Genomic DNA, 23478 nt, shown 5'->3' with positions numbered 1-23478 from the left:
CACCTTTCTTTTTTCTTTTTACGTTTTTGACAAAATAAAAAAGCCAATGTATCGCCTTTCGACACATTGACTTTTTCCCTTTATTCAAAAAACGGATGATCTTCGTTAATTAAAATTCGCTCTGTTTTTGTTGCTTTCCCCGTCTTTTGATCAATATCAATAACGATTCCACTAAGCTGCGTTCTTCCTTCTTTTGGCACTTCAAATCGAACAGGAAGAGACGTTAAAAAACGCTTAATAACTGCTTCGCGCTCCATCCCTAAAATGCCGTCATAAGGTCCCGTCATTCCTACGTCAGAGATGTAGGCTGTTCCTTTTGGCAATATACGATTGTCAGCTGTTTGAACGTGCGTATGAGTGCCGACAACAGCGCTGACACGACCGTCCACATACCAGCTAATCGCTTGCTTTTCACTTGTTGTTTCAGCATGAAAATCAATAAAAATAAGCGGAGTGCGCTGGCGTGCTTCTTCAATTAATTCATCTGCTTTTTGAAATGGACAATCGAGCGGAGCCATAAACGTACGCCCTTGTAAATTAATCACGGCTACCTCAAGCTGATTGTACGTAAAATACGTAATTCCTTTGCCCGGTGTACCTTCAGGAAAATTTGCTGGACGAACAAGATTTTTTGCATCGTCAATAAAATCAAAAATTTCACGTTTGTCCCACGCATGGTTACCAAGAGTAATAATGTTAGCCCCTGCTTGTAAGAACTGACGATAAATCTTTTCGGTAATTCCTTTTCCTGAAGCTGCATTTTCTCCATTCACAATTGTAAGTCCCGGAGAGTATTTTCTTTTTAATCTCGGTAAATATTCTTCAACCATTTCACGGCCTGGAGAACCAACTACGTCTCCAATAAATAAAATTCTCATGTAAAAGCTCCTATACTTCATTCTTAATCTGCATCTTCATCTCTACGAAAAAAAATAAAGTGGCGAAACGCCACTTCATTTTTATTTTGCATACTCTACTGCTCTTGTTTCGCGAATAACCGTTACTTTGATGTGGCCAGGATAATCCAGCTCATCTTCAATTCGTTTTCGGATATCTCGAGCAAGTCGATGCGCTTCTAGATCACCAATCGTATCTGGTTTCACCATAATACGAACTTCACGCCCTGCTTGAATTGCAAATGATTTTTCAACGCCTTCATAAGACTCTGAAATTTCTTCTAACTTTTCAAGACGACGAATGTAGTTTTCTAACGTCTCACTGCGAGCACCTGGTCTTGCAGCAGATAATGCATCCGCTGCTGCAACTAGTACAGCAATGATTGATGTTGGTTCTGTATCTCCATGGTGAGAAGCAATCGCGTTAATAACAACCGGATGTTCTTTATACTTTGTAGCTAATTCAACACCGATTTCTACGTGGCTTCCTTCTACCTCATGGTCAATTGCTTTACCAATATCATGTAACAATCCTGCTCGTTTGGCTAACGTTTCATCTTCACCTAATTCAGCAGCCATAAGTCCTGATAAATGAGCTACTTCCATTGAATGTTTCAGCACATTTTGACCATAGCTTGTTCTGAATTTTAAGCGACCAAGAATTTTCATCAAGTCTGGATGCAACCCGTGAACACCGACTTCAAACGTCGTTTGTTCACCGACTTCACGAATATATTCGTCCACTTCGCGGCGAGATTTTTCAACCATTTCTTCAATACGTGCGGGATGGATACGACCATCTTGAACGAGTTTATCAAGTGCAATTCTTGCTGTCTCACGACGAATTGGGTCAAATCCTGATAAAATAACTGCTTCTGGCGTATCATCAATAATAAGATCAATTCCTGTCAAAGTTTCAAGCGTACGGATGTTTCGACCTTCTCGACCGATAATTCGGCCTTTCATTTCGTCATTTGGCAAGTTAACAACTGAGACAGTCGTTTCAGCAACATGATCTGCTGCGCAACGCTGAATAGCAAGTGAAAGAATTTCTTTCGCCTTTTTATCGGCGTCTTCTTTTGCACGGTTTTCTGTTTCTTTTACCATTATTGCAATGTCGTGGGAAAGTTCATTTTCAACACGATCTAAAATAATCGCTCTTGCATCTTCTCTTGTTAAGCTTGAAATGCGCTCTAGCTCTGTTTGCTGTGCACGTACTACTTCTTCAACTTTGCTTTCCATCTCTTCAATATGCTGTTGTTTAACAGTAAGAGAATCATCTTTCTTTTCAAGTAACGCTTCACGTTTATCAAGTGATTCGTCTTTACGATCAAGATTTTCCTCTTTTTGCATTAATCGATTTTCTTGTTTTTGAAGTTCTGCTCGACGATCACGAATATCTTGTTCTGCCTCTGTACGAAGCTGATGGATTTCATCCTTCGCTTCTAGTAAAGCTTCTTTTTTCAAAGCTTCCGCCTCGCGGGTTCCTTCATCAATAATTTGTTCTGCACTAGACTTTGCTCCCGCAATTTTAGCTTCAGCAATCGATTTACAAACAAAAAAGCCAACAACTGCACCGACGATTAGGCCAAGCAAAGCGAAGATGATTGTATTAGTATCCATCATTTCACCTCCCCTTGCTATAAACTTGTAAGTTTTAAATTTCATGTCGGCATGTACATCGTATTCACCTTTCAATATACACACAAAGGCTTTTAAACGCTAAAATGTTTTAAAAAGGGAAAATATACATCTTAATTGTAAATCTGTGCATTTTTATTGTCAAGCCTGCCTCTACAGTATATATTGAAATTTCGTATGTTACTTTTCTAGCATTAACAATTTTTACAAAAAAAAGACCCCTTCTTTGAAATAGAGGAGTCTTTTTTTATCTCGCAGCAAATTAAATATTTAAATCGCCTTGATCGTCATCCTCAGGAGCTGGCTCTCCATCTTGGTCTAAACCATGATGTTCACGCACTTGTCCCGCAATTTCCTGACGAATATCAGTATTTTCTTTTAAGAATTGCTTTGCATTTTCACGGCCTTGACCTAGACGCTCGTCGTTATATGAATACCAAGATCCACTTTTTTGGACAATATCTAGTTCAGAAGCGATATCCAAAATTTCACCCTCTTTTGAAATACCTTCTCCGTACATAATATCTACTTCGGCAGCACGGAAAGGCGGAGCTACTTTATTTTTCACAACTTTAATTCTTGTTTTGTTACCTACGATATCATTTCCTTGCTTTAACTGCTCTGCACGACGCACTTCTAGACGCACTGAAGAGTAGAATTTAAGCGCACGTCCACCAGGAGTTGTTTCAGGGTTACCAAACATTACGCCGACTTTTTCACGAATTTGGTTAATAAAGATAGCGATTGTTTTAGACTTGTTAATAGCTCCAGATAGTTTACGCAATGCTTGAGACATTAAACGAGCTTGTAGACCCACGTGAGAGTCTCCCATTTCTCCTTCAATTTCCGCTTTTGGCACTAACGCTGCTACTGAGTCAACAACAATAATATCTACTGCGCCGCTTCGAACTAAAGCTTCAGCGATTTCTAAAGCTTGTTCTCCTGTATCAGGCTGAGATAATAACAGCTCATCAATATTAACACCTAATTTTTGAGCATATACAGGATCTAACGCGTGCTCCGCATCGATAAATGCAGCCTGTCCGCCCTGCTGTTGAACTTCTGCAATCGCGTGAAGAGCAACTGTTGTTTTACCTGAACTTTCTGGGCCATATACTTCCACCACACGTCCACGTGGATATCCACCTACGCCTAAAGCTATATCTAATGCTAATGAACCACTTGGAATTGTAGAAATTCTTTTTTCCGTTTGTTCACCTAATTTCATAATTGAACCTTTACCAAATTGCTTTTCAATTTGCTTTAAAGCCATATCAAGGGCTGCTTGACGATCGTTCACTCAATTTCCTCCTCTATCTCTTTGAAATCATCTATAAACTGCAAACTTACTACGATGTAGTAGCAATGTCGAATTAACAACTTTCTATAACTTACTATACTAGTTTTTAGGTCGTTTGACAAGCAAAAAGCGAATAAATGTTCGTTTTTTATAAAATTAAAAAAAGGCTGCTTTGGTAAAACTAAGCAGCCTTTTTTCTTTATTTTTTTATCGTCTTCAATACGTAATGACAGCCGTAATTAACCGTTCGTGAACGAATTCCTTGGCGGCTTCCAGATAGCTGCAAACTGTAAACTTGAGGAGTTTGATCCTTATAAGCGACCCCTATATGCACTGTTCCTACAGGGTGTCCTTCTTGTTTAGAGGGTCCAGCTACACCCGTAAAACCGATGCCAATATCCGTTTTGTATAACTGTTGAATACGCTGAGCCATTTCAGCCGCGCACTGCTCGCTAACGGCTCCGTACTGATTCAGCGTGTGTTCGCTCACTCCGAGAATATTTTGCTTGATTTCATAATGATAGGCTACCAGGCTGCCTTTAACAACTTCTCCAGCACCTGAAACAGTTGTTAAACGTTCGCTGAATAACCCGCCGGTTAAACTTTCGGCTGAAGCAATCGTCAAGCCTTGTGCCGTTAATTCTTTTACCAATTCATTATGTAAAGAAGTTGCTTCGTATCCATATAAATACTCGCCTACGCGCTCTGAAATGGTTTTTTCCACTTCGTCTAACATGCGCTGTGCTTCAGCAGCATCAGCGTGCTTAGCAGTTAAGCGAAGCGTCACTTCTCCATCTCCTGCAAGCGGTGCAATCGTCGGGTTTGTTTGCGCATCAAGCAAATCTTCAATTTCCGTCTCAAGCTGTGATTCTCCTATTCCGAAAAAACGAAGAACGCGTGATTCAATACTTTCTTTTAATTCAAGCTTTTGAGCTAAAAATTCTTGACCATATGCTTCATACATTGGATAGAGCTCTTTTGGCGGCCCTGGGAATAGCATATAGTGTTTTCCCTCTACTGTAAGCCCCATACCTGGAGCCATTCCGTAATCATTAGGGAGCACTGTCGAACCTTCAAGTACAATTGCCTGTTTTTTATTGTTAGGTGTCATGATACGATTTGACTGTTTGAAATAGGCTTCAATGCTTTCAAGTGCTTCCGCATTTGTTGTCAACTCTACTCCTAGCACACTCGCAATTGTTTCTTTTGTTAAATCATCTTTTGTAGGACCAAGCCCGCCTGTGAAAATAATTAACTCTGCACGTGTTTGAGCTGTAGCAATCACTTCTTTCAAGCGCTGTGCATTATCTCCTACTACTGTATGATAGTAAACATTAATTCCAAGTTCGGCTAATTTTTTCGATAAATACTGAGCGTTTGTATTGGCAATTTGCCCAAGCAGCAGCTCAGAGCCGACTCCAATAATTTCAGCGTTCATCATATCATCTCCATCTTACTTATTTTGAATTAACAAAAGCCTGTTTGTTTTTAGCAAAGTAGTCCCAGCCTGAAATAACCGTAAAAATCACTGAGATCCAAAGCATTACGCTAGCAAACGGAATGGAAATCCATTCAAAAGGCAAGTTGTACAACAGAATAGCTGAAATAGCTAAAATTTGAGTCCATGTTTTAATTTTACCTAACATATTGGCTGCTACAACTTCTCCTTCCCCTGCTAGTACAAGTCTTAAACCTGTGATAGCAAATTCACGGCTAATAATGATGATAGCAGCCCATCCTGCACCTGCAATTAAATCTAAGTCAACAATAGCTACAAGCGCAGCTGAAACCAACAGCTTGTCTGCTAGTGGATCTAAAAACTTGCCCAAGTTCGTGACTAAATCGTACTTTCTTGCATAGTATCCGTCGATCCAGTCTGTTGTAGATGCAATAATAAATAATGCCGCCCCTAATAGATGAGCGATCGGAATCTCTTTTCCTGCTGCCTCTACTGTGCCAAATGGTAGCGGCACCATCATAAAAATGAGGAATACGGGAATTAGAAAAATTCGCGAAATGGTAATCTTGTTTGGTAAATTCACTTCTTCTGCCTCCAATTACTGTTACAAACTGAAAGCGTGCAAACGAAGTTGTTTGCACGGCTTTGGTTTTATTATAGCGTGAATGAGTGTTTAATTCACATATTATCTTTATTTACACCCTGACCACTTTTTAAAACAGGCTGTTTACTGTGCTTCTGCCGGCTGATATTGAATCGTTACAACTTGTCGAACTTGCTTGGATGAATCAAACGGCAAGTCAACCGCTTTTCCATTTACTTTTAACTCTACTCCAGGTGAATAACCGATGTTGACACGAGCTTCCGTTTCTTTCGTCAAATCAAATTCTTTTGTTTCACCTTTTTTTAGAATGGAGCTAAAGAAAGCATTTCCTTTTCCATTTTTCACATCTAACCAAGTATCTGCTTGAGTGGATGTTACTTCTAGGTTAAATGCATCTGTACCGGAAAGAGCATACGTAGCACTTCTGCCTGTTTTTTGAACTTCCTTGTATTCTTGTTTACCGCTGTCTTTCTTTTCTTTCTCAGCTTTTTCTTTTGCGGCTTTTTCTTTTTCAGCTTTTTCTTTTTCTTGTTCTTTCTTATCAGCAGCACTTTGTTCATCTTCTGACTTGCTATTGTCATTTTTTGCAGTAGTTTCATTCGTTTCTTCCTGCGTGTTAGACTGCTGAACTTCGCTGTTTGGAGCTTCTTGGTTAGCCTGCTCCTTGTTTTTATCCGAGACGATATTTTGAGCGATTACCCAAATAATAATCCCAACAACTACAACTCCCGCCACCACTAGAACAGTTGGAAGGTAGTCATATGCTTTTGAAACTCCTTTTGTATGCTGAGGAATTTCTTTGCGGCTGCGAACGCGCGAAAGCTGCTGCGGCATGTCTTCTGTTTGAGTTGAAGGAATGTCTGATTTGTATTCTTCAAAAATAGCATCTGTGTCCAACCCAATTGCTTCGCAGTATTGCTTAATAAACGCTCGTACGTAAAATTTCCCTGGCATAACCTCATAATTGCCTTCTTCAATGCCAAGTAAATAGCGTTTTTGAATTTTCGTTAGTTTTTGTAAATCCTCTAACGACAATCCTTTGCTTTCTCGTTCTTGTCTTAACCTTTGTCCTAACTCTGTCAATGCTAACACCTACCAATTATGCTAAAAATCAAACATCGATAATCCACCGTCTTGAAACATTTGAGGACCTTCCATTATTTCATATGTAATCTTCTCATTGGGGTCATTTCTTATTTCAATAATGTAGGCAAAATCATCTAACGAATACTCGGTATTTTGTACAAATACATCCGGATGCTCCACGATTTTTGTCGCGGGTACATTCATTACTTCTCGAACAAGCTGCCAGTGCTTTTCATTCGCTCGTTTTGTCGATACAATCCCGTCAATGATAAAAATATTATCAGCGTTGTATTCGTCAGCAATAAGCTGACTGCGAATCGTTTGTTTTAAGAGTGTAGAAGACACAAAAAGCCACCTTTTGTTCGCACATACGCTAGCTGCTACAATCGATTCGGTTTTGCCTACTCGCGGCATACCTCGAATACCGATAAGCTTATGACCGTCTTGTTTAAACAGTTCCGCCATAAAATCTACGAGCAAACCTAATTCATCTCTTACGAAACGGAATGTCTTTTTATCATCTGCGTCACGCTGAATATAGCGACCGTGACGCACTGCTAACTTATCACGCAATTTAGGCGGTCTCATTTTTGTCACAATGATATTATCCATTGTTTTCAAAATAGATTCAAGCCTGTCTATTTGCTCATGTGAATCACAGCGCAGCAATAATCCACGGCGAATATCATCCACTCCATTAATTGTGACAATATTAATTGACAACATTCCAAGAAGCGATGAAATATCACCTAAAAGACCCGGACGATTTTTTTGTATTTGATATTCTAAATACCACTCAATTTTCTCCATCAAACCCCTCCCATTTCTTGGCTGGCCTTCGAGAGGTGCCCCCTTTTTTTCACCTAGTTTAACTATAAATGATTTCCATTATATTATAAACCCTAAAGGCAAGTAGTTCTACATTTGTTATGTATGTAAGCGCTTATTTATTTGTACTATTTAATTCTAAGAAAAAAGGAGCTTTCACACGCGGTGAATTAGCTCCTTTTTAGAAACGATAACTTATTTTACTGATCCGTTATTTTGAACTAATTTCACCATGCTGCTCGCAATCGCATGCTGCTCTTCTTTAGAAGCAACGCTCCAAAGGTCTGCTAAAATTCGCTCTTGATCATTTTTTGCATCAACTTGGTTTGCTAAATATCCACCAATTTGATAAGCAAGATCATGAATAACTTCTTCTTGCATTCCTTCGTTTTGTGCATGATGTAAACGGTCGCCTAAAAAATCTTTCCAGCTATCCCAGTTTTCTAATACTGACATGAGTAGCCCTCCTTAAGGTTTATTCATATCATAGTTTGTACCTTGTTTTTAATTTTATGCACACTTTATATGTACCAACCGCCATTAACCGATAATATTTGTCCAGTTATATACGAAGCACGTGAAGATATTAAATATGAAACCGTATCTGCCACTTCTTTTGGATATCCTATTCTTCCTAAAGGGATCTCTTCAGCCAGCTCTTTAACCTCTTCTTTTGAATAGCTGGCCATCATACCCGTTTCAATCGCTCCGGGCGCAACTCCATTGACGCGAATTCCACTTAATGCAACCTCTTTTGCCAAAGCTTTTACAAACGTATTTTGGGCGCCTTTTACCATTGAATAAAGAACTTCAAACGAAGCTCCTGTAAGTCCCCAAATGGAAGAAATCATGATAATTTGTCCGCTTTTAGCACTGATCATTTTAGGCAGCAAAGCTTTTGTAATAACAAAGGGAGCCGTGATGTGAAGATAGATCATTTCTTCGGTTTCATTTGCCGAAGCATCTGTCATTAACCCGCTAACGCTTCGTCCGCTGTTATGAATAATAACTTCTACCGGAACAATAATCTCCTTTAAAAACTTCTCCACTCCCTCTTTACATGATAAATCCGCTTGTACTGTAAACACGGTTTTCACCTTTTCAGCTAGCTCATGTGCAAGCGCCTCTATTTTGTCTTTTCGTTGATGATAGTGCAAAATAAGCGAGTATCCATCTTCAGCCAATTGCTTAGCAATCGCTGTGCCAATTCCTCCGCTTGCACCTGTCACAAGGGCAAATTTCTCCATAGCCTTCTCTCCTTTACATGCAAAAAAGCTGATGAACATCAGCTTTTTTGGCAACAATCATCTTTATTTAGGTACTACTTCACAAACCGTAAAGTTCTTTTCATCAATAATCTCGTTTAGCACATCTTTTATTTCGTTTACCTTCAGTTTTTCTAGCGTTTCAACAATATCAAATAAATTCATATCATTAAACGCATAGCGTGTAAACTGATTAGCGATAAACTCAGGTGAGTTTAATGAACGTAAAAATCCGCCGATTTTCTTTTTACGAATACGCTCAAGTTCCTCTTCTGTTAGTGATTTTGTTTTCATTTCAAGTAAAATTTGTTTAACTCGATCATACAGCTGTTCCGGTTGATCCGTATCTCCTCCGATAAGAGCAAAACCAAATCCTCTTTCCTCCGTATAATCATACGCAAACGTTTCATCAATGAGTCCGTCTGCATACAACTCCTCATAGTACGAAGAGCTTTTTCCAAATGCATAATCTAAAATGATATTCATTGCTAACTCGTATTTAAGCATTTCTCCGCCTGAACGCTGCGGATTTTTCGCTTTTAGACCCACCATACATTTCGAAGACTGCACCGGCATTTTTAATACTTGTTTTTCTTGATCCACCGTTTCAGGCTCTTCGTCAAAATGACGCTGTATGTCAGAGATTTCTTTATAATCTTTTTTCTGCTGATTGTCTCGAACTTGCTTCATTACTTTTTCCGCATCAACAGGACCTACAATGAACAACAGCATGTTGCTCGGATGATAAAACGTTTCATAGCATGTGTACAGTAAATCTTTATTAATATGTGAAATTGATTCGATCGTGCCGGCAATATCAATTTTAACAGGATGGTTTTTGTACATATTTTGAATGGTACCAAAATACAAGCGCCAGTCCGGATTGTCGTCATACATTGTAATTTCTTGACCGATAATGCCCTTTTCTTTTTCTACCGTTTTTTCTGAGAAGTACGGCTCTTGTACAAAGTCCACTAATGTTTCAAGATTTTCTTCAAAGTTAGATGTACAGCTGAATAAGTAAGCTGTGCGGGTAAAAGAAGTAAATGCATTGGCCGAAGCACCTTGTTTACTAAACTGCTGAAAGACATCTCCGTCTTCTTTTTCAAATAATTTATGCTCTAAAAAGTGGGCAATTCCATCCGGAACTTTTGTCATTTCATTTTCATTTAGCGGTACAAATTGATTGTCAATCGATCCGTAGTTTGTTGTAAAAGTGGCAAACGTTTTGTTAAACTCCGGTTTTGGCAAAATGTATACCTGCAGCCCGTTATCCATTTTTTCATGATACAGCTGTTCTTGAAGCTGCGAAAATTCAATTTTCTCCATTTTCTTCACCGCCCGTTCCTGTTAAGAAATAAATTGTATCCATTTCAATTTTCTCAGCCACTTTAATAATTTCCTGCTTAGATACCGCATCAATATGCTTTAAGTATTCATCAATTGAAATATCTTTACCCGTTAATTCATTATGATACATAACCTCTACTAGTCCTCGTGGAGTATCCACCGTTTCAAGCAGTTGGTTGTGAATAACGGCTTTCGTTTGAGCGATTTCGCCGTCTGTAAACGATCCTTGTTTCATTTCCTGCATTTGTTCTTTAATAATCGTAACAGCTTGGTCGTAATTTTTAGCATCAATACCCGACATGACCATTAGTAATCCTTTATGACTCTCTACTCTCGAAGCAGCATAGTAAGCTAAGCTCGCTTTTTCACGCACGTTAATAAATAGCTTGGAATGTGAGAACCCTCCGAATATCCCATTGAATACTTGAAGAGCAAAATACTGTCTATCTCCGTATACAACGTTTGTACGATAGCCAATATTTAATTTCCCTTGTTTGACTTCTTGTTTTTCCACCACTTCATTTACGTTTGAGATCTCTTTAGACGTGATAGAATCTTCAATGTCTTTTTGCTCGCGCTTTGGTAAAGTAAATGTTTCTTTTACTGTTTGTAAAACCTCTTCGACTTGCAAATCTCCAATAGCATAAAGGTGAATGGCATCTTCTTTTAACACCTGCTGATAATAAGCGTACAAACTTTCACCTGTAATTTCTTCCACATCGTCAATTTGACCGTTTACATGTAAAGAGTAAGGTTCTTCCTTACACATTTCTTCAACTAGTCTTAAATTAGCATAGCGCATTTTATCATCAAATACGGCTTGAATTCGCTGACGAAGCGAACGCTTTTCTTTTGTCATAATATCCGTTAAAAAAGAGTCCCCTTCAACTGCTGGCTTTAATAAAATATCGCCAAGAAGCGCTAACGCTTTTTGTAAAAGCGGAGTTGAATCTTTCAAATATTTTTCATTCGCTATATCAATGCGAATCGTAATATCGTGGTTATCACCTTTTTTTGTTAAGTCTACTTGTAAAGTAGCACCATAAAGCTCATCTAAATATGTACGAAGCTTTGTCGTAGACGGCAGCGACTCGGTAGCGCTTTGAAGCACATAAGGTAAAAGGGCACGCATTGTCACCGTTTTCTTATCTAAAGGGGCATTTAGTTTTAAAATGAACGTGTTTGTTTTGTACTTAGCTGTTTGAATGGTATGAACAGTCAATCCTTCTAGTTCATGTTTTTGTTCAGTCAATAATTTCATATATAAACCTCCTTTTAAATTTTGATGTATTAACTAGACAATACTTCTATTTTGAATCTTTAACGCTAATTTTAGTCTTATAACCACTATATCGAATTCAAGGAAACATTTTCAAGTAACTTGCCGCGCGCTTCCTCATTTCTTTTCATATTCTTTCTCTCAATGAAAAAAAGGCGGAGAAAAGAATATGATTTCTTTGTCTCCACCTTCTATATTTATCCAACTTTAGTCATTGTTAGACCTCGTATAGAGGATTTATTAGCGGCGGCCTTTTTCATAAGGAACGCCCAGCGCTTTAGGAGCCTCAGCACGTCCTACAAAACCAGTAAGCGCTAAGATTGTTAATACGTACGGTGCAATGGTTAAAAGGACGGATGGGATATCTTGAATAACCGGAATCTGAGCTCCAGTGATACTCAAAGACTGTGCTAATCCGAAAAACATGGCTGCACCTAAAGCACCAATAGGATGCCACTTCCCGAAAATCATGGCCGCAATAGCAAGGAACCCTTGTCCAGCAATCGTACCCGCTGCAAAGTTTGTAGCGATAGACGTGGCATACACCGCTCCGCCGATTCCAGCGAACATGCCGGAAATCATAACGCCAACGTAACGCATTCTCACAACTTTGATCCCCATCGTGTCTGCTGCCATTGGGTGTTCACCAACTGAACGAAGACGGAGACCAAACGGCGTTTTATAAATGATGTACCATACAGCAAAAGCTAGCGCAATCGCAATATAAGACGTAATAGGAACGTTCGAAAACAGAATTTTACCGATTACTGGAATGTCTGATAAACCTGGAATACTTACTTTATCGATACGGAATTGAATAAAATCTGTTTGTCCTTTCCCAAAAATCTTTTTGATTAAAAAGATTGAAAGACCCGCAGCTAGAAAATTCAGGGCTACACCACTTACAGTTTGATCTGCTTTTAATGTAATGCTTGCAACAGCATGAATCAGTGAGAACACAGCGCAAACAACAGCCGCAATTACTATTGCTACCCACGGGGCCCAAGCACCTAATGAATCCTGAAGTAAAAGGGTTGAAACAATACCTGTGAACGCGCCAAACATCATCAGCCCTTCTAATCCAATGTTCACGACCCCGGAACGTTCACTAAATATCCCTCCGAGCGCGGTAAAGATAAGCGGTGCAGCTGAATAAAGCGCCGCTGGAATAATAATGGCTAACACCTCTAAGAAGTTCATTTTGCTCCCCCCTTGCCTGCACGGCCAAGCACCCAGCGAATTAAATAACTAGATGCAACAAAAAAGATAATAAGCGCAATGACAATTTGAATTAATTCAGACGGTACGCCTGTCATAAAGTTCATTTGAGGAGCCGCAGTTTGCAGTCCTCCGAAAAAGAATGAAGCTAATAAAATTCCAATTGCGCTGTTAGCTCCTAAAAGGGCTACGGCGATACCGTCAAATCCCGTACCCGTAAACGCAGTGAATGTGCCCATATATTGAAATGTTCCAAGCCCTTCCATAGCTCCGGCAAGCCCGGCAAAAGCGCCTGAAATAGCCATGGATAACACAATGTTTCGGCCTACATTCATTCCTGCATACTGTGAAGCATGCTGATTAAAACCAACGGCTCTTAGCTCGAATCCCTTAGCTGTTTTATTCAAAATAAACCACATTACGACGGCTGCAGCGATGGTAATAAGAATGCCGTAATGAAGGCGGGAGTTATTGGTTAACTGTGCTAAAAAGCTTGATGCTAAAGATGCCGATTCTTTAATATCATACGATTTTTCATTACCCGCGTATAAATACGTACGGATTAAACTGCTCGTGGTGTAAAGAGCAATATAGTTCATCATGATGGAAACAATTACTTCATGAACATGAAATTTTGCTTTTAAAAATCCTGGAATAAACGCCCAAACTGCTCCAGCTGCAGCTGCTGCTAATACAGCTAAAGGAATATGAATGACTGCTGGTAAATCAAACGCATACCCAACCCATACTGAAGCCAACCAGCCAACCAAAAGCTGTCCTTCTACTCCAATGTTAAAGAGACCGGTTTTATAAGCAAACGCAACCGCAATACCGGCCAGAGCAAGAGGCGTCATGGCACGAATCGTTTCTCCAATGGCTTTTGGCGTTCCAAACATCCCGTCAAAAAGAGATTGATAGCCAAGCATTGGATCATAGCCGCCTAGTAACATAATAACCGCTCCGGCAATGAGTCCTAATATGGCCGATACAACAGGGATCAAAATCATCATTACACGTTCATTTTTCACAAGTTTATTCATGCTGTTCCACCCGCTTTCTCACGCGTACCGCCTGCCATTAATAGACCTAACTCTTGTTCATTCGTTTCTTTTGGATCTACAATGTCAACTATTTTCCCTTCATAAATAACCGCAATGCGATCGCTTAGATTCATTACTTCATCTAGTTCTAGCGAAACGAGCAGCACTGCCCGTCCTTTATCTCGTTCTTCAATCAGCTTTTTATGAATAAATTCAATGGCTCCTACATCCAGCCCCCTCGTTGGCTGAGCTGCAATTAATAGTTCCGGACTGCGGTCTACTTCACGGGCAATAATGGCTTTTTGCTGATTTCCGCCCGATAGCGATCGCGCTTGCGTATATTCACTAGGGGTTCGCACATCATATTCTGCAATTAACTCTTTTGCTTTTTTATACAGCTCTTTATAATTCAAAATACCTGATTTAGACATCGGCTTTTGATAATACGTTTGAAGACCGATATTTTCACCAATTGTATAATCTAATACAAGCCCGTGCTTATGGCGATCCTGCGGAATATGTCCTACTCCTGACTCCGTAATTTTACGCGTGGATAACGTAGACAACTCTTGATTTTTTAACGTGACCGAGCCCGACTTTATTTTTCTTAGACCCGTAATTGCCTCAATCAGCTCTGTTTGGCCATTTCCATCCACACCCGCGATGCCTACAATTTCGCCTGCTCGAACGCTTAGATCAAGTGAACTTACAGCCTCTACTCCTCGGCTGTCTTCTACTACTAATTCTTTTATTGTTAACACAGCTTCTTTTGGAGTCGCTGTTTTCTTTTCAGTTTTAAAATGTACTTCTCTTCCTACCATTAAAGCAGCAAGTTCATCAGGGTTGGTCTCTTGCACATTTACCGTACCAACCCCGACACCTTTTCGAATAATTGTACAGCGGTCACACACTGACATAATTTCTTTTAATTTATGCGTAATTAAAATAATCGACTTTCCTTCTTGAATTAATTTTTTCATAATTTGAATTAATTCCGTAATTTCCTGAGGTGTTAAGGCGGCAGTAGGTTCATCAAAAATAAGAATGTCGGCTCCTCTGTAAAGCGTCTTTAAAATTTCCACTCGCTGCTGCATGCCAACTGAGATATCTTGAATCTTCGCATATGGATCTACCGATAATCCATATTGATTTGAAAGCTCTTGAATATCTTGAGCTGCTTTTTTAATATTGATTTTCCCCGTTCGCGTCGGTTCGTTCCCAAGAATAATATTTTCTGTGACTGTAAAGTTTTGAACAAGCATAAAATGCTGATGAACCATTCCAATTCCTAAGTCATTCGCTACGTTAGGGTCCGTGATTTTGACTTCTTGGCCGTTTACACGAATCTGCCCTTTTTCAGGCTGATAAAGCCCAAATAAAACGTTCATCAGCGTTGACTTACCTGCACCATTTTCTCCTAACAAAGCATGAATTTCTCCCTTTTTCACTTGGAGTGTAATATTGTCATTAGCGACAATACCGGGAAACTCTTTGCGAATATCTAGCATTTCAATAACATATTCCACTACTTTCACTCCCTATTCCTGCCTGCTACAGGATTCTGTCTTCCGTTTTTTGGCTATGAAAAAGGCTAGTTTTCACTAGCCTTTTATACTCATATAATCATTGCTTAACAGATATCAGCTTATTTTTTAAGCGTTTTTTCAAACTCTTTAAATTCTTTATCCGTTTGAGGCACTGTAATGTCACCGTCTAGAATTTTTTGCTTATACTCATCAACTGCTTTTAACGCATCTTTGCTTACATTATCTTGTGATGGAGCAATTCCCACTCCGTCTTCTTTTAAGCCAAACACAACCTCTTTACCGCCTGGGAATTTGTCGTCCATTGCTTGTTTTGCAACATCTTCTACAGCCAGGTCAACGCGTTTTACCATCGAAGTTAACGTTACGTTTTCAGGCATACCTTCTTCATGCTGATCGCGGTCAACTCCAATTACCCAAACCTTTTTGTCTTTACCGCCTTTTGAACGGTTTTTAGCTTCTGTAAATACGCCGTTTCCAGTACCGCCAGCCGCTTGATAAATAATATCAGCGCCTTTGCTGTAAATGGTAGAAGCGATAGCTGAGCCTTTTTCTGGAGAGTTAAAACTTTCCGCGTATTGAGAAATAACTTCAGCGTCTGGGTTTACAGATTTAACACCTGCTTTAAATCCGTTTTCAAACTTCTTGATTAATGGAGATTCAACGCCTCCGATAAAGCCGATTTTGTTCGTTTTCGTTTGTTTCGCTGCCACTACACCTACTAAGAAAGAGCCCTGCTCTTCTTTAAATAGAATGCTTGCCACGTTATCTAAGTTTTCTGACTTTAGCGTATCGTCTACTAATGCAAAGTTAGCATCTGGATACTGCTTCGCTGCTTTTTTAATGTCTTCTTTTAACAAAAAGCCAATTCCATACGTCAAGTTATAGCCACTCTCAGCAAATTTAGAAAGGTTGCTCTCGTATTCAGATGCTTTTGTAGACTGCAAATATTTGTATCCAGTCCCTTCATCAAGTCCGTTGTCTTTCCCAAACTTTGTTAGACCTTCCCAAGCAGATTGGTTAAACGATTTATCATCTACCCCGCCCGTATCTGTTACCATTCCCACTTTAAAATCCGCTGCTTTTTTATCTCCGCTGCTCTTATCTGCGTCGTTTGAGCCACACGCGCTTAAAAGTGTTCCTGCCGCTAATACTAGTGATAATGCAAGTCCCGTTTTACGTTTTAACATGTTTTAACCCCCTGAATAGTTTTAAAAGTATAAAGCCAATTTTCTATTTCGTCCCTGTGACCTACATTTGACACCTCCTTAAAAGGACAATGTTAAATAGTTGTAAATTTTCTGACATTTAACCATAAAAAAACTAGACGCGTTTACGCAGTACTTGGAAACTAAATTGATCTGCTTTAAAATAATTGATGGAATATAAAATGGGTTCATCATACTGGTCATAATGCATTTGTTTCAGCACAAGCAAAGCGGTTTCTGGCTCGCATTGTAAAATAGGAGAAACTTTTTCATGATAGCCTAGAGGCTCAATATTTGCCACGGCGTATGAAATGTGCTTTCCTGCTTGTTTTTCAAGAATTTCTAGCAAAGATTCCTGTTTATATTCGAAATTTTCAGGCAATATTTTTTGAGGAACCTTGTCCATGCAATATACAACAGGCTCTCCGTTTGCCGTTCTCACCCGTTCAACAAATAAAATCTGTTCGTCTTCCCCGCAAGCAAAACGTGTTAAATCATTTTCAGACAACTCTTGTATTTGAGAAGATAAGAAGATTGTTCCGGCCTTCATACCAGCTTGTTCAATCATATGTGTTATACTATTTAATTGCTCAATCCCTGACAAAAAAGTAGGCTTCGTGTTGACAAATGTTCCCACGCCGTGTCTGCGAACAATAATATTCTCTTCTTCTAATATGCGAAGTGCCTCACGTAGCGTTGCGCGGCTAACCCCTAGCTGCTTTGATAAATCAAACTCTGAAGGGAGTCTTTCCTTTTCTTTAAAAATTCCTTTTTCTATATTTTGTTTAATTTTATCAATCACTTGTAAATACAAGTGCCGATTATCCGCACGTATAGACATCACTCTTCCTCCATATTAAAAAGTCATCAGACCTCTGATGTTCGACTACTTAATCGAAAATAATATATCATTTTTCGACAGATAAATAAATAGGTTATATTAATTTTTTGTTAAAATTTTTAATATTTTTTAAAAAAAATGAATTTTTGTTATTTTTTAATGTCAGCATACCTAACAACCTACTTTTCTTCTAATATTAGATAAAACCCAAACATTTTAGTCATTAAATTTTTTAATATTCGTTTTTATTTTATTTATTTAGCATGACATATTTTTGTATAATACTATTCTTACCGTCTCTTCTTCCATAAAAAAATGAGGTTGAGACATAACTAAATGAATCCAATCTAAAGACAATCAAATAAGATACATGAGCTGAAACGCTTGCGACACCGCAGTTGATTTCCGTGCAAGACTTCGGTTTCCACGGGCGGGCGATGGGCCTCCTCGTCGCTTACGCTTTTCCCGCAGGAGTCTTCACCTTGTCTTTCAGTCAACTTCTAGAAGGAACGAAACGGATGAAACCTATATTCACCCTAACAAAAAAAACGAACCGCTAATCAGACATGTTGATTAGTGATTCGTTTTTCACTTAGGCTAAAATACTTTTGTCCCAGCTCCATCTTTTTTAATAACCTTATTAAGATCCAACATCTTCATTTTGCTGAGAAATCAGCACCGAACGCGGCTTACTTCCTTCGTAAGGCCCAACCACTCCACGATCTTCCATCGCATCGATTAAGCGTGCAGCCCGGTTATAGCCAATTCGAAAGCGTCGCTGCAGCATAGAAACAGAAGCTGTTTGCATTTCTGCCACAAGCTGAACCGCTTCGTCATATAGCTCATCTGCAAAATCATCGACTTGTTCAGGGGCATCTGTTGGAATCATTTCTTCTTGATACTGTGCTTTTTGCTGTGCAATTACAAAATCAACAATCTCTTCTACTTCTTCATCTGATAAAAAGGCACCTTGCACACGCACAGGTTTTGAAGCTCCAACAGGCATGAACAGCATATCTCCTCTTCCTAGAAGCTTCTCAGCTCCTCCCATATCTAGGATCGTACGAGAGTCAGTTTGTGAAGATACACTAAAAGCGATTCGGGAAGGAATGTTTGCTTTAATAACTCCAGTAATAACATCTACTGATGGTCGCTGTGTAGCAATAATCAAATGAATGCCGGCAGCACGAGCCATTTGAGCAAGACGTGTGATCGAATCTTCGACGTCAGATGAAGCAACCATCATCAAGTCAGCCAACTCATCAACAATCACCACAATATAAGGAAGAGTCGGCTGTTTTGCATCGGCGTCTCCATCATCATTCATACGTTTTACTAAATCGTTATATCCTTCAATGTTTCTCGTTCCGCTGTGTGAGAACAACTCATAACGTCGCTCCATCTCACTTACAACTTTCTTTAATGCTTGAGAAGCTTTTTTCGGATCTGTTACGACAGGAGCCAATAAATGCGGAATACCATTGTACATATTCAACTCAACCATTTTAGGGTCAATCATCATTAATTTTACTTCATGAGGCTTTGTTCTCATTAAAATACTAATAATAATACCGTTGATACACACACTTTTTCCGCTTCCTGTTGCCCCTGCTACAAGCATATGAGGCATTTTATTAAGCTCTGCTAGCACAGCTTCGCCTGAAATATCTCTTCCTAAACCAACTAATAGCTTTTTATCAGGTCGGTTATTTTCAGTCGCTTCAAGTACTTCTCTAAGTGAAACCATCGCTACTTCTTCGTTCGGCACTTCAATTCCTACCGCTGATTTCCCGGGAATTGGAGCTTCAATCCGAATATCTTTGGCAGCTAATGCAAGTGCTAAATCATCACTTAAATTGACAATCTTACTTACTTTTACTCCTACATCAGGATATACTTCATATTTTGTAACAGCTGGTCCAAGGTGAACTTTTGCCACTTTTGCTTTTACGCCGAAACTTTGAAACGTTTTTTCAAGCTTTTCGGCATTTTTATAAATGTTTTTATGCTCTTTTGCCTGGTTACTTTTCTTTGGCATCGTCAATAGCTTGATAGGAGGAAGCTCATACTCTTTATTTTCCGTTTCAGTAAAGGTAATCATAGGAGCTTTTTCTTCTTCCTGTTCCTTTTGCGGCCTTGGCTGTTGCGGTGCAGCAGCTACAGGCTTCGATTCCATAACCGGAGGCGCCGGAGCTATAGGAGCAGCAGGAGATTGACTAGACTCTTCCTCTCCATAATCAAAGTGTTCAATAATTGGAGGCGAAGGTGCTTCCACTTCTATTTCCACGCTTTCTTCAGGTTCTTGAACAGCTTTTTCTTGGCGTCTCTTTTTTGTTGTTTTAGGGGCTTTTTTCTTCTTATGTTTCCACGTCTGAATATCTTGCCAGCCTTCTTTTAACTCCGTTGTTAAAAAATTAACTAGAGGTGACAGAAGTTTTAATACCGTTTCGTGAAGCGAACGTCCGGTAATGAGCAGTACCCCAATCACAATAAGCAAGGCAGCGATAAGTTCTGTTCCTAAGCTATCAAACAGATAGTAGAACATGGCAAACATAATAGCTCCTATCATCCCTCCCCCTAAATCACTGTGATTCGATTGTCCCGTTGCTTCGAGCATATACAAATCCCACGTATTCATAATGACAGATGGATCTGTAAACGTTCCGTTTTTCGATAAATTTTCAAATAACGTCACGTGACTAAACAGTAAAATAGATAAAATAATGAGGTATGTACCGATAAGCTGCCGCGTCACTAAAGGAGGCATTTCTCTTTTCCAAATAATATAAACAGATAGAATAACCATTCCGATTAAACACAGCATATACCATTCGCCAATAAATAAGCGGACCACGAGTACAAGAGCCTGTCCTACAGCACCGAGTCCTGCCATGGCAATTAACGTTAACGCTAATAAAAATAAGCCAATAAGCTCAAAGCGCAATATGCGTTTCCATTCATCCTTTTTTATTTGACCTCTTCGTTTTTTCTTTGCCATTTTTCCACTCCAATCAACGTCCAACACCCTATGTTGATTTTGTTTCTTTTATCAGTTGAATAAAAAAGCAGCCAATACAGCGGCTGCCTTCTTCGTCATATTCATTATACCATATTCACCATAATTATACTGAAATCCTTACGACAAAATTTGACCAGGATAATAATTTTCATTCAAATAATCTTGAGGATTCGTGCTTAAAACCCTCACAATTTGCTGTTGTTTTTGTTCATTTTCTTCAACGATAACCGGGATTCCATTATGATTAATAAGCTTTGGCTGAGATTGTTCTTGATGATAAGACTGCTGAAAAATCAGTTCTTGTGGCATCATTGTATATAAAATCATTGCAGCAGCTGCTCCTCATTCTGACGTCCTTGCTCAATCAGTTCATTCAATTTTTTGATTGCTTGAGCAACTCCGCCTACTTCGTTAATTAACCCGTATGAAACAGCATCTCCGCCAACTACATTTGTCCCGATATCACGCGTTAAGTTCCCTTTTGAAAACATAAGTTCTTTAAACTTTTCTTCTGAAATATGAGAGTGTTCTCTCACAAAGTTAATCACGCGCTCTTGCATTTTATCTAAGTATTCGAATGTTTGCGGTACACCAATAACAAGACCCGTTAAGCGAATGGGATGAATGGTCATGGTCGCTGTACCGGCAATATACGAATAATCAGTTGAAACCGCAATTGGAACACCGATTGAATGTCCGCCTCCTAGCACAATGGACACAGAAGGCTTGGATAACGAAGCAATCATTTCCGCAATGGCAAGACCTGCTTCTACATCTCCACCTACTGTATTCAAAATAATAAGCAATCCTTCAATTTTTGGATTTTGTTCAATCGCCACAATTTGCGGGATGACATGCTCATATTTTGTCGTTTTATTTTGAGGAGGCAGCTGCATGTGCCCTTCGATTTGTCCTACAATCGTTAAACAGTGAATATTAGAATCCTGAGGAAGCTGAGCCACGTTGGTCTGTCCCAATTGTTGAATTTTATCTAATATTCCGCCCTTGCTTTCTTCATTTTTATTAGGCTGCTGAGGCGCTTCATCAGAATGTAATCTTTCGTTATTTTCAAACATATTCTAGCTCCTTTCACTTATTGATAGTAGTAGTATGAACTTCTCATAGTTATTACATCCGCATCAGCTGCAAATAAAAAGCCTTCCCAGCGGGAAGGCTTCACATTAGATTTCCATGATAATCGGTAAAATCATCGGTTTACGACGGGTTTTTTCATATAAAAATTGATTTAAACTTTCTCTCATTTTTAATTTTAATGAAGACCACTCGATCACTTTGTCTTCCATACACTTTTCTAAAATTTGCTGAACAATCTTCGTTGCTTCTTCTAAAAGCTTTTCTGATTCTCTTACATAGACGAAGCCTCGGGAGATGATTTCTGGCCCCGCTACTACTGTTTTTTGACGTTTATTAATCGTAACTACTACCGTTAAGATTCCGTGCTGTGACAGCAGCCTGCGATCCCTCAGAACGATATTCCCAATATCGCCGACTCCTAGTCCATCAATGAGCGTATTTCCCGCTTGAATAGAACCGCTAGGGTACATGCGAGCATCTTTAAACTCAACTCGCTCACCTTTTTCAAGCAAACAAATATGATCTTCTGATATTCCTAATTGACCGGCTAGCTTTGCATAAGCTTTTTGTTTTCGGTACTCTCCATTCACAGGCATGACATATTTCGGCTTTGTTAAGTTAATCATAAATTTTAGTTCTTCTTGACTGCCGTGTCCGGAAGCCTGCACTTTCTTCTGAGCAAACACTACGCTTGCTCCTAAACGAAAGATGACGTCAATTGTTTTTGAAAAGGTCGTTTCGTGCCCCGCCACGGGTGTAGCAGCCAGCAGGACCGTGTCATCTTGTTTGATTTGAATCAATTTATGGGACTGTCTAGCCATTCGAGTAAGACCTGAAATCGGCTCTCCGTGATGACCTGTTGTTAAAATAACCGTTTCATGTTCTGAAAGATCCTTTAGCTTTTGCACAGGAACAATTAAATCCTCAGGCAGCTGCAAATGTCCAAGTTTTGCTGCAATATCAATAATTTTCAGCATACTCTTTTCCATAACGATCAGGTTACGGCCATGCTGATATGCGGCATGAATAATTTGCTGAATACGGTGCAGATTGGAACTGTATGCAGCAACAATGATTCGACCTTTGCTTTTATAAAAAGCGTCGGTAATATTTTGTCCGATGACGGCCTCGGAAACTGTATAGCCTGGCTTATCCGCATTTGTACTGTCTGAAAGCAAACACAGGACGCCTTTTTCCCCAATGGCAGCCATTTTTCCAATATCAGCGCTTTGAATGCTGACTGAGTTTTGATCAAATTTAAAATCACCTGTATATACAATCGCACCTTGATTGGTTTGTAAACAAATGCCGACTGAATCTTGTATACTGTGCTGCGTTCTAAAAAATGAAATATCCACTCCTTCAAACGATAAAACCGTTGACGAAGTGATAGGATGTAAAGCTTCATATTTTTTAATTCCATACTCTTTTAACTTTTCTTTGATAAGTGCTAGCGTTAATTCTGTACCATATACCGGCACGTCCAATTTTTGAAGTATAAAGGGAATAGCCCCAATTTGCTCTTCATGTCCATGAGTAACAAAAATGCCTTTTACGTTCTGCTGATTTTCTACTAAATATGTAATGTCAGGAATGACAATATCAATTCCTAACATTTCCCCTCCCGGAAACTTTGACCCTGCATCTAACACATATATGTTTTCATTGATTTCCACCACATACATGTTTTTTCCAAGTTCTCCAACTCCACCCAAGGCTGAAATTTTAATATTTTCTGTCTTTTCTAGTACCATAAGTTCCTCCTACTTACTTTCACCCGTACAATTTCATTTGCTTACATTATA

General features: G+C 39.2%; 20 protein-coding genes. All 20 read right to left on the bottom strand.

Annotation, left to right across the window (positions count from 1 at the left end; translation table 11 throughout):
- Positions 1 to 80 precede the first annotated feature (80 nt).
- Positions 81 to 878, bottom strand: coding sequence for a TIGR00282 family metallophosphoesterase (locus ACWATA_RS04025; protein WP_028411380.1), 798 nt, complete (start codon positions 876 to 878; stop codon positions 81 to 83).
- Positions 879 to 959: 81 nt separating this feature from the next.
- Positions 960 to 2519: a ribonuclease Y gene (gene rny / locus ACWATA_RS04020; RefSeq protein ID WP_013058803.1), complete on the bottom strand. Its 1560-nt coding sequence runs from the start codon at positions 2517 to 2519 to the stop codon at positions 960 to 962.
- A 280-nt stretch (positions 2520 to 2799) separates the two neighbouring features.
- On the bottom strand, positions 2800 to 3837 hold the full coding sequence (gene recA / locus ACWATA_RS04015; protein ID WP_013058804.1) for a recombinase RecA: 1038 nt from the start codon (positions 3835 to 3837) through the stop codon (positions 2800 to 2802).
- A 199-nt stretch (positions 3838 to 4036) separates the two neighbouring features.
- Positions 4037 to 5278 carry a competence/damage-inducible protein A gene (locus ACWATA_RS04010; protein ID WP_028411381.1) on the bottom strand — a complete coding sequence of 414 codons (1242 nt, stop codon included), beginning with the start codon at positions 5276 to 5278 and terminating at the stop codon, positions 4037 to 4039.
- 16 nt (positions 5279 to 5294) lie between these two features.
- Entirely contained in the window at positions 5295 to 5879 is a 585-nt protein-coding gene (gene pgsA, locus ACWATA_RS04005; protein WP_028411382.1) for a CDP-diacylglycerol--glycerol-3-phosphate 3-phosphatidyltransferase, read from the bottom strand.
- A gap of 144 nt (positions 5880 to 6023) precedes the next feature.
- On the bottom strand, positions 6024 to 6992 hold the full coding sequence (locus tag ACWATA_RS04000) for a helix-turn-helix domain-containing protein (RefSeq protein WP_240717338.1): 969 nt from the start codon (positions 6990 to 6992) through the stop codon (positions 6024 to 6026).
- Between the two features lie 12 nt (positions 6993 to 7004).
- Positions 7005 to 7796, bottom strand: coding sequence for a DUF3388 domain-containing protein (locus ACWATA_RS03995; protein WP_013058808.1), 792 nt, complete (start codon positions 7794 to 7796; stop codon positions 7005 to 7007).
- 213 nt (positions 7797 to 8009) lie between these two features.
- Positions 8010 to 8270 carry a DUF3243 domain-containing protein gene (locus ACWATA_RS03990; RefSeq protein ID WP_013058809.1) on the bottom strand — a complete coding sequence of 87 codons (261 nt, stop codon included), beginning with the start codon at positions 8268 to 8270 and terminating at the stop codon, positions 8010 to 8012.
- A 65-nt stretch (positions 8271 to 8335) separates the two neighbouring features.
- Entirely contained in the window at positions 8336 to 9061 is a 726-nt protein-coding gene (gene ymfI / locus ACWATA_RS03985) for an elongation factor P 5-aminopentanone reductase (protein WP_154973158.1), read from the bottom strand.
- Positions 9062 to 9124: 63 nt separating this feature from the next.
- Complete coding sequence (yfmH, locus tag ACWATA_RS03980; protein ID WP_025750276.1) at positions 9125 to 10408, bottom strand: EF-P 5-aminopentanol modification-associated protein YfmH; 1284 nt, start codon at positions 10406 to 10408, stop codon at positions 9125 to 9127.
- Positions 10395 to 11690 carry an EF-P 5-aminopentanol modification-associated protein YfmF gene (yfmF, locus tag ACWATA_RS03975; protein WP_028411385.1) on the bottom strand — a complete coding sequence of 432 codons (1296 nt, stop codon included), beginning with the start codon at positions 11688 to 11690 and terminating at the stop codon, positions 10395 to 10397. The genes yfmH and yfmF overlap by 14 nt, the downstream gene beginning before the upstream one ends.
- Positions 11691 to 11948: 258 nt before the next feature.
- Positions 11949 to 12908, bottom strand: a complete 960-nt coding sequence (locus ACWATA_RS03970) for an ABC transporter permease (protein WP_013084750.1) — start codon at positions 12906 to 12908, stop codon at positions 11949 to 11951.
- Positions 12905 to 13966 (bottom strand): ABC transporter permease, encoded by a 1062-nt coding sequence (locus ACWATA_RS03965; RefSeq protein WP_014458483.1) that lies wholly within the window; start codon positions 13964 to 13966, stop codon positions 12905 to 12907. Before ACWATA_RS03965 ends, ACWATA_RS03970 begins: the two co-directional genes overlap by 4 nt.
- On the bottom strand, positions 13963 to 15492 hold the full coding sequence (locus ACWATA_RS03960; protein WP_028411387.1) for an ABC transporter ATP-binding protein: 1530 nt from the start codon (positions 15490 to 15492) through the stop codon (positions 13963 to 13965). The genes ACWATA_RS03965 and ACWATA_RS03960 overlap by 4 nt, the downstream gene beginning before the upstream one ends.
- Before the next feature lie 119 nt (positions 15493 to 15611).
- Positions 15612 to 16700, bottom strand: a complete 1089-nt coding sequence (locus ACWATA_RS03955; protein WP_028411388.1) for a BMP family lipoprotein — start codon at positions 16698 to 16700, stop codon at positions 15612 to 15614.
- A gap of 133 nt (positions 16701 to 16833) precedes the next feature.
- Complete coding sequence (locus ACWATA_RS03950; RefSeq protein WP_028411389.1) at positions 16834 to 17559, bottom strand: GntR family transcriptional regulator; 726 nt, start codon at positions 17557 to 17559, stop codon at positions 16834 to 16836.
- A 640-nt stretch (positions 17560 to 18199) separates the two neighbouring features.
- Positions 18200 to 20557, bottom strand: a complete 2358-nt coding sequence (locus ACWATA_RS03945) for an FtsK/SpoIIIE family DNA translocase (protein WP_182029300.1) — start codon at positions 20555 to 20557, stop codon at positions 18200 to 18202.
- Between the two features lie 138 nt (positions 20558 to 20695).
- Positions 20696 to 20905, bottom strand: a complete 210-nt coding sequence (locus ACWATA_RS03940; RefSeq protein WP_028411391.1) for a YlzJ-like family protein — start codon at positions 20903 to 20905, stop codon at positions 20696 to 20698.
- The gene (locus ACWATA_RS03935; RefSeq protein ID WP_013058820.1) at positions 20902 to 21654 is read right to left on the bottom strand and encodes a ClpP family protease; all 753 of its coding nucleotides are present in this window, start codon (positions 21652 to 21654) and stop codon (positions 20902 to 20904) included. The genes ACWATA_RS03940 and ACWATA_RS03935 overlap by 4 nt, the downstream gene beginning before the upstream one ends.
- A 105-nt stretch (positions 21655 to 21759) precedes the next feature.
- Entirely contained in the window at positions 21760 to 23427 is a 1668-nt protein-coding gene (locus ACWATA_RS03930; protein WP_473049580.1) for a ribonuclease J, read from the bottom strand.
- Between the last annotated feature and the right edge of the window lie 51 nt (positions 23428 to 23478).

This window comes from Priestia sp. USM5, from assembly GCF_058323215.1.
The sequence above is the reverse complement of the archived record's forward strand: the minus strand, read 5'-3'. Positions and strand labels throughout refer to the sequence as shown.

Coding starts and splice junctions, on each gene's coding strand:
- ACWATA_RS04025 (WP_028411380.1), bottom strand. CDS start 878: ATGAGAATTTTATTTATTGGAGACGTAGTTGGTTCTCCAGGCCGTGAA.
- rny (WP_013058803.1), bottom strand. CDS start 2,519: ATGGATACTAATACAATCATCTTCGCTTTGCTTGGCCTAATCGTCGGT.
- ACWATA_RS04010 (WP_028411381.1), bottom strand. CDS start 5,278: ATGATGAACGCTGAAATTATTGGAGTCGGCTCTGAGCTGCTGCTTGGG.
- ACWATA_RS03995 (WP_013058808.1), bottom strand. CDS start 7,796: ATGGAGAAAATTGAGTGGTATTTAGAATATCAAATACAAAAAAATCGT.
- ACWATA_RS03990 (WP_013058809.1), bottom strand. CDS start 8,270: ATGTCAGTATTAGAAAACTGGGATAGCTGGAAAGATTTTTTAGGCGAC.
- ymfI (WP_154973158.1), bottom strand. CDS start 9,061: ATGGAGAAATTTGCCCTTGTGACAGGTGCAAGCGGAGGAATTGGCACA.
- yfmH (WP_025750276.1), bottom strand. CDS start 10,408: ATGGAGAAAATTGAATTTTCGCAGCTTCAAGAACAGCTGTATCATGAA.
- yfmF (WP_028411385.1), bottom strand. CDS start 11,690: ATGAAATTATTGACTGAACAAAAACATGAACTAGAAGGATTGACTGTT.
- ACWATA_RS03970 (WP_013084750.1), bottom strand. CDS start 12,908: ATGAACTTCTTAGAGGTGTTAGCCATTATTATTCCAGCGGCGCTTTAT.
- ACWATA_RS03965 (WP_014458483.1), bottom strand. CDS start 13,966: ATGAATAAACTTGTGAAAAATGAACGTGTAATGATGATTTTGATCCCT.
- ACWATA_RS03955 (WP_028411388.1), bottom strand. CDS start 16,700: ATGTTAAAACGTAAAACGGGACTTGCATTATCACTAGTATTAGCGGCA.
- ACWATA_RS03950 (WP_028411389.1), bottom strand. CDS start 17,559: ATGTCTATACGTGCGGATAATCGGCACTTGTATTTACAAGTGATTGAT.
- ACWATA_RS03945 (WP_182029300.1), bottom strand. CDS start 20,557: ATGGCAAAGAAAAAACGAAGAGGTCAAATAAAAAAGGATGAATGGAAA.
- ACWATA_RS03940 (WP_028411391.1), bottom strand. CDS start 20,905: ATGATTTTATATACAATGATGCCACAAGAACTGATTTTTCAGCAGTCT.
- ACWATA_RS03935 (WP_013058820.1), bottom strand. CDS start 21,654: ATGTTTGAAAATAACGAAAGATTACATTCTGATGAAGCGCCTCAGCAG.
- ACWATA_RS03930 (WP_473049580.1), bottom strand. CDS start 23,427: ATGGTACTAGAAAAGACAGAAAATATTAAAATTTCAGCCTTGGGTGGA.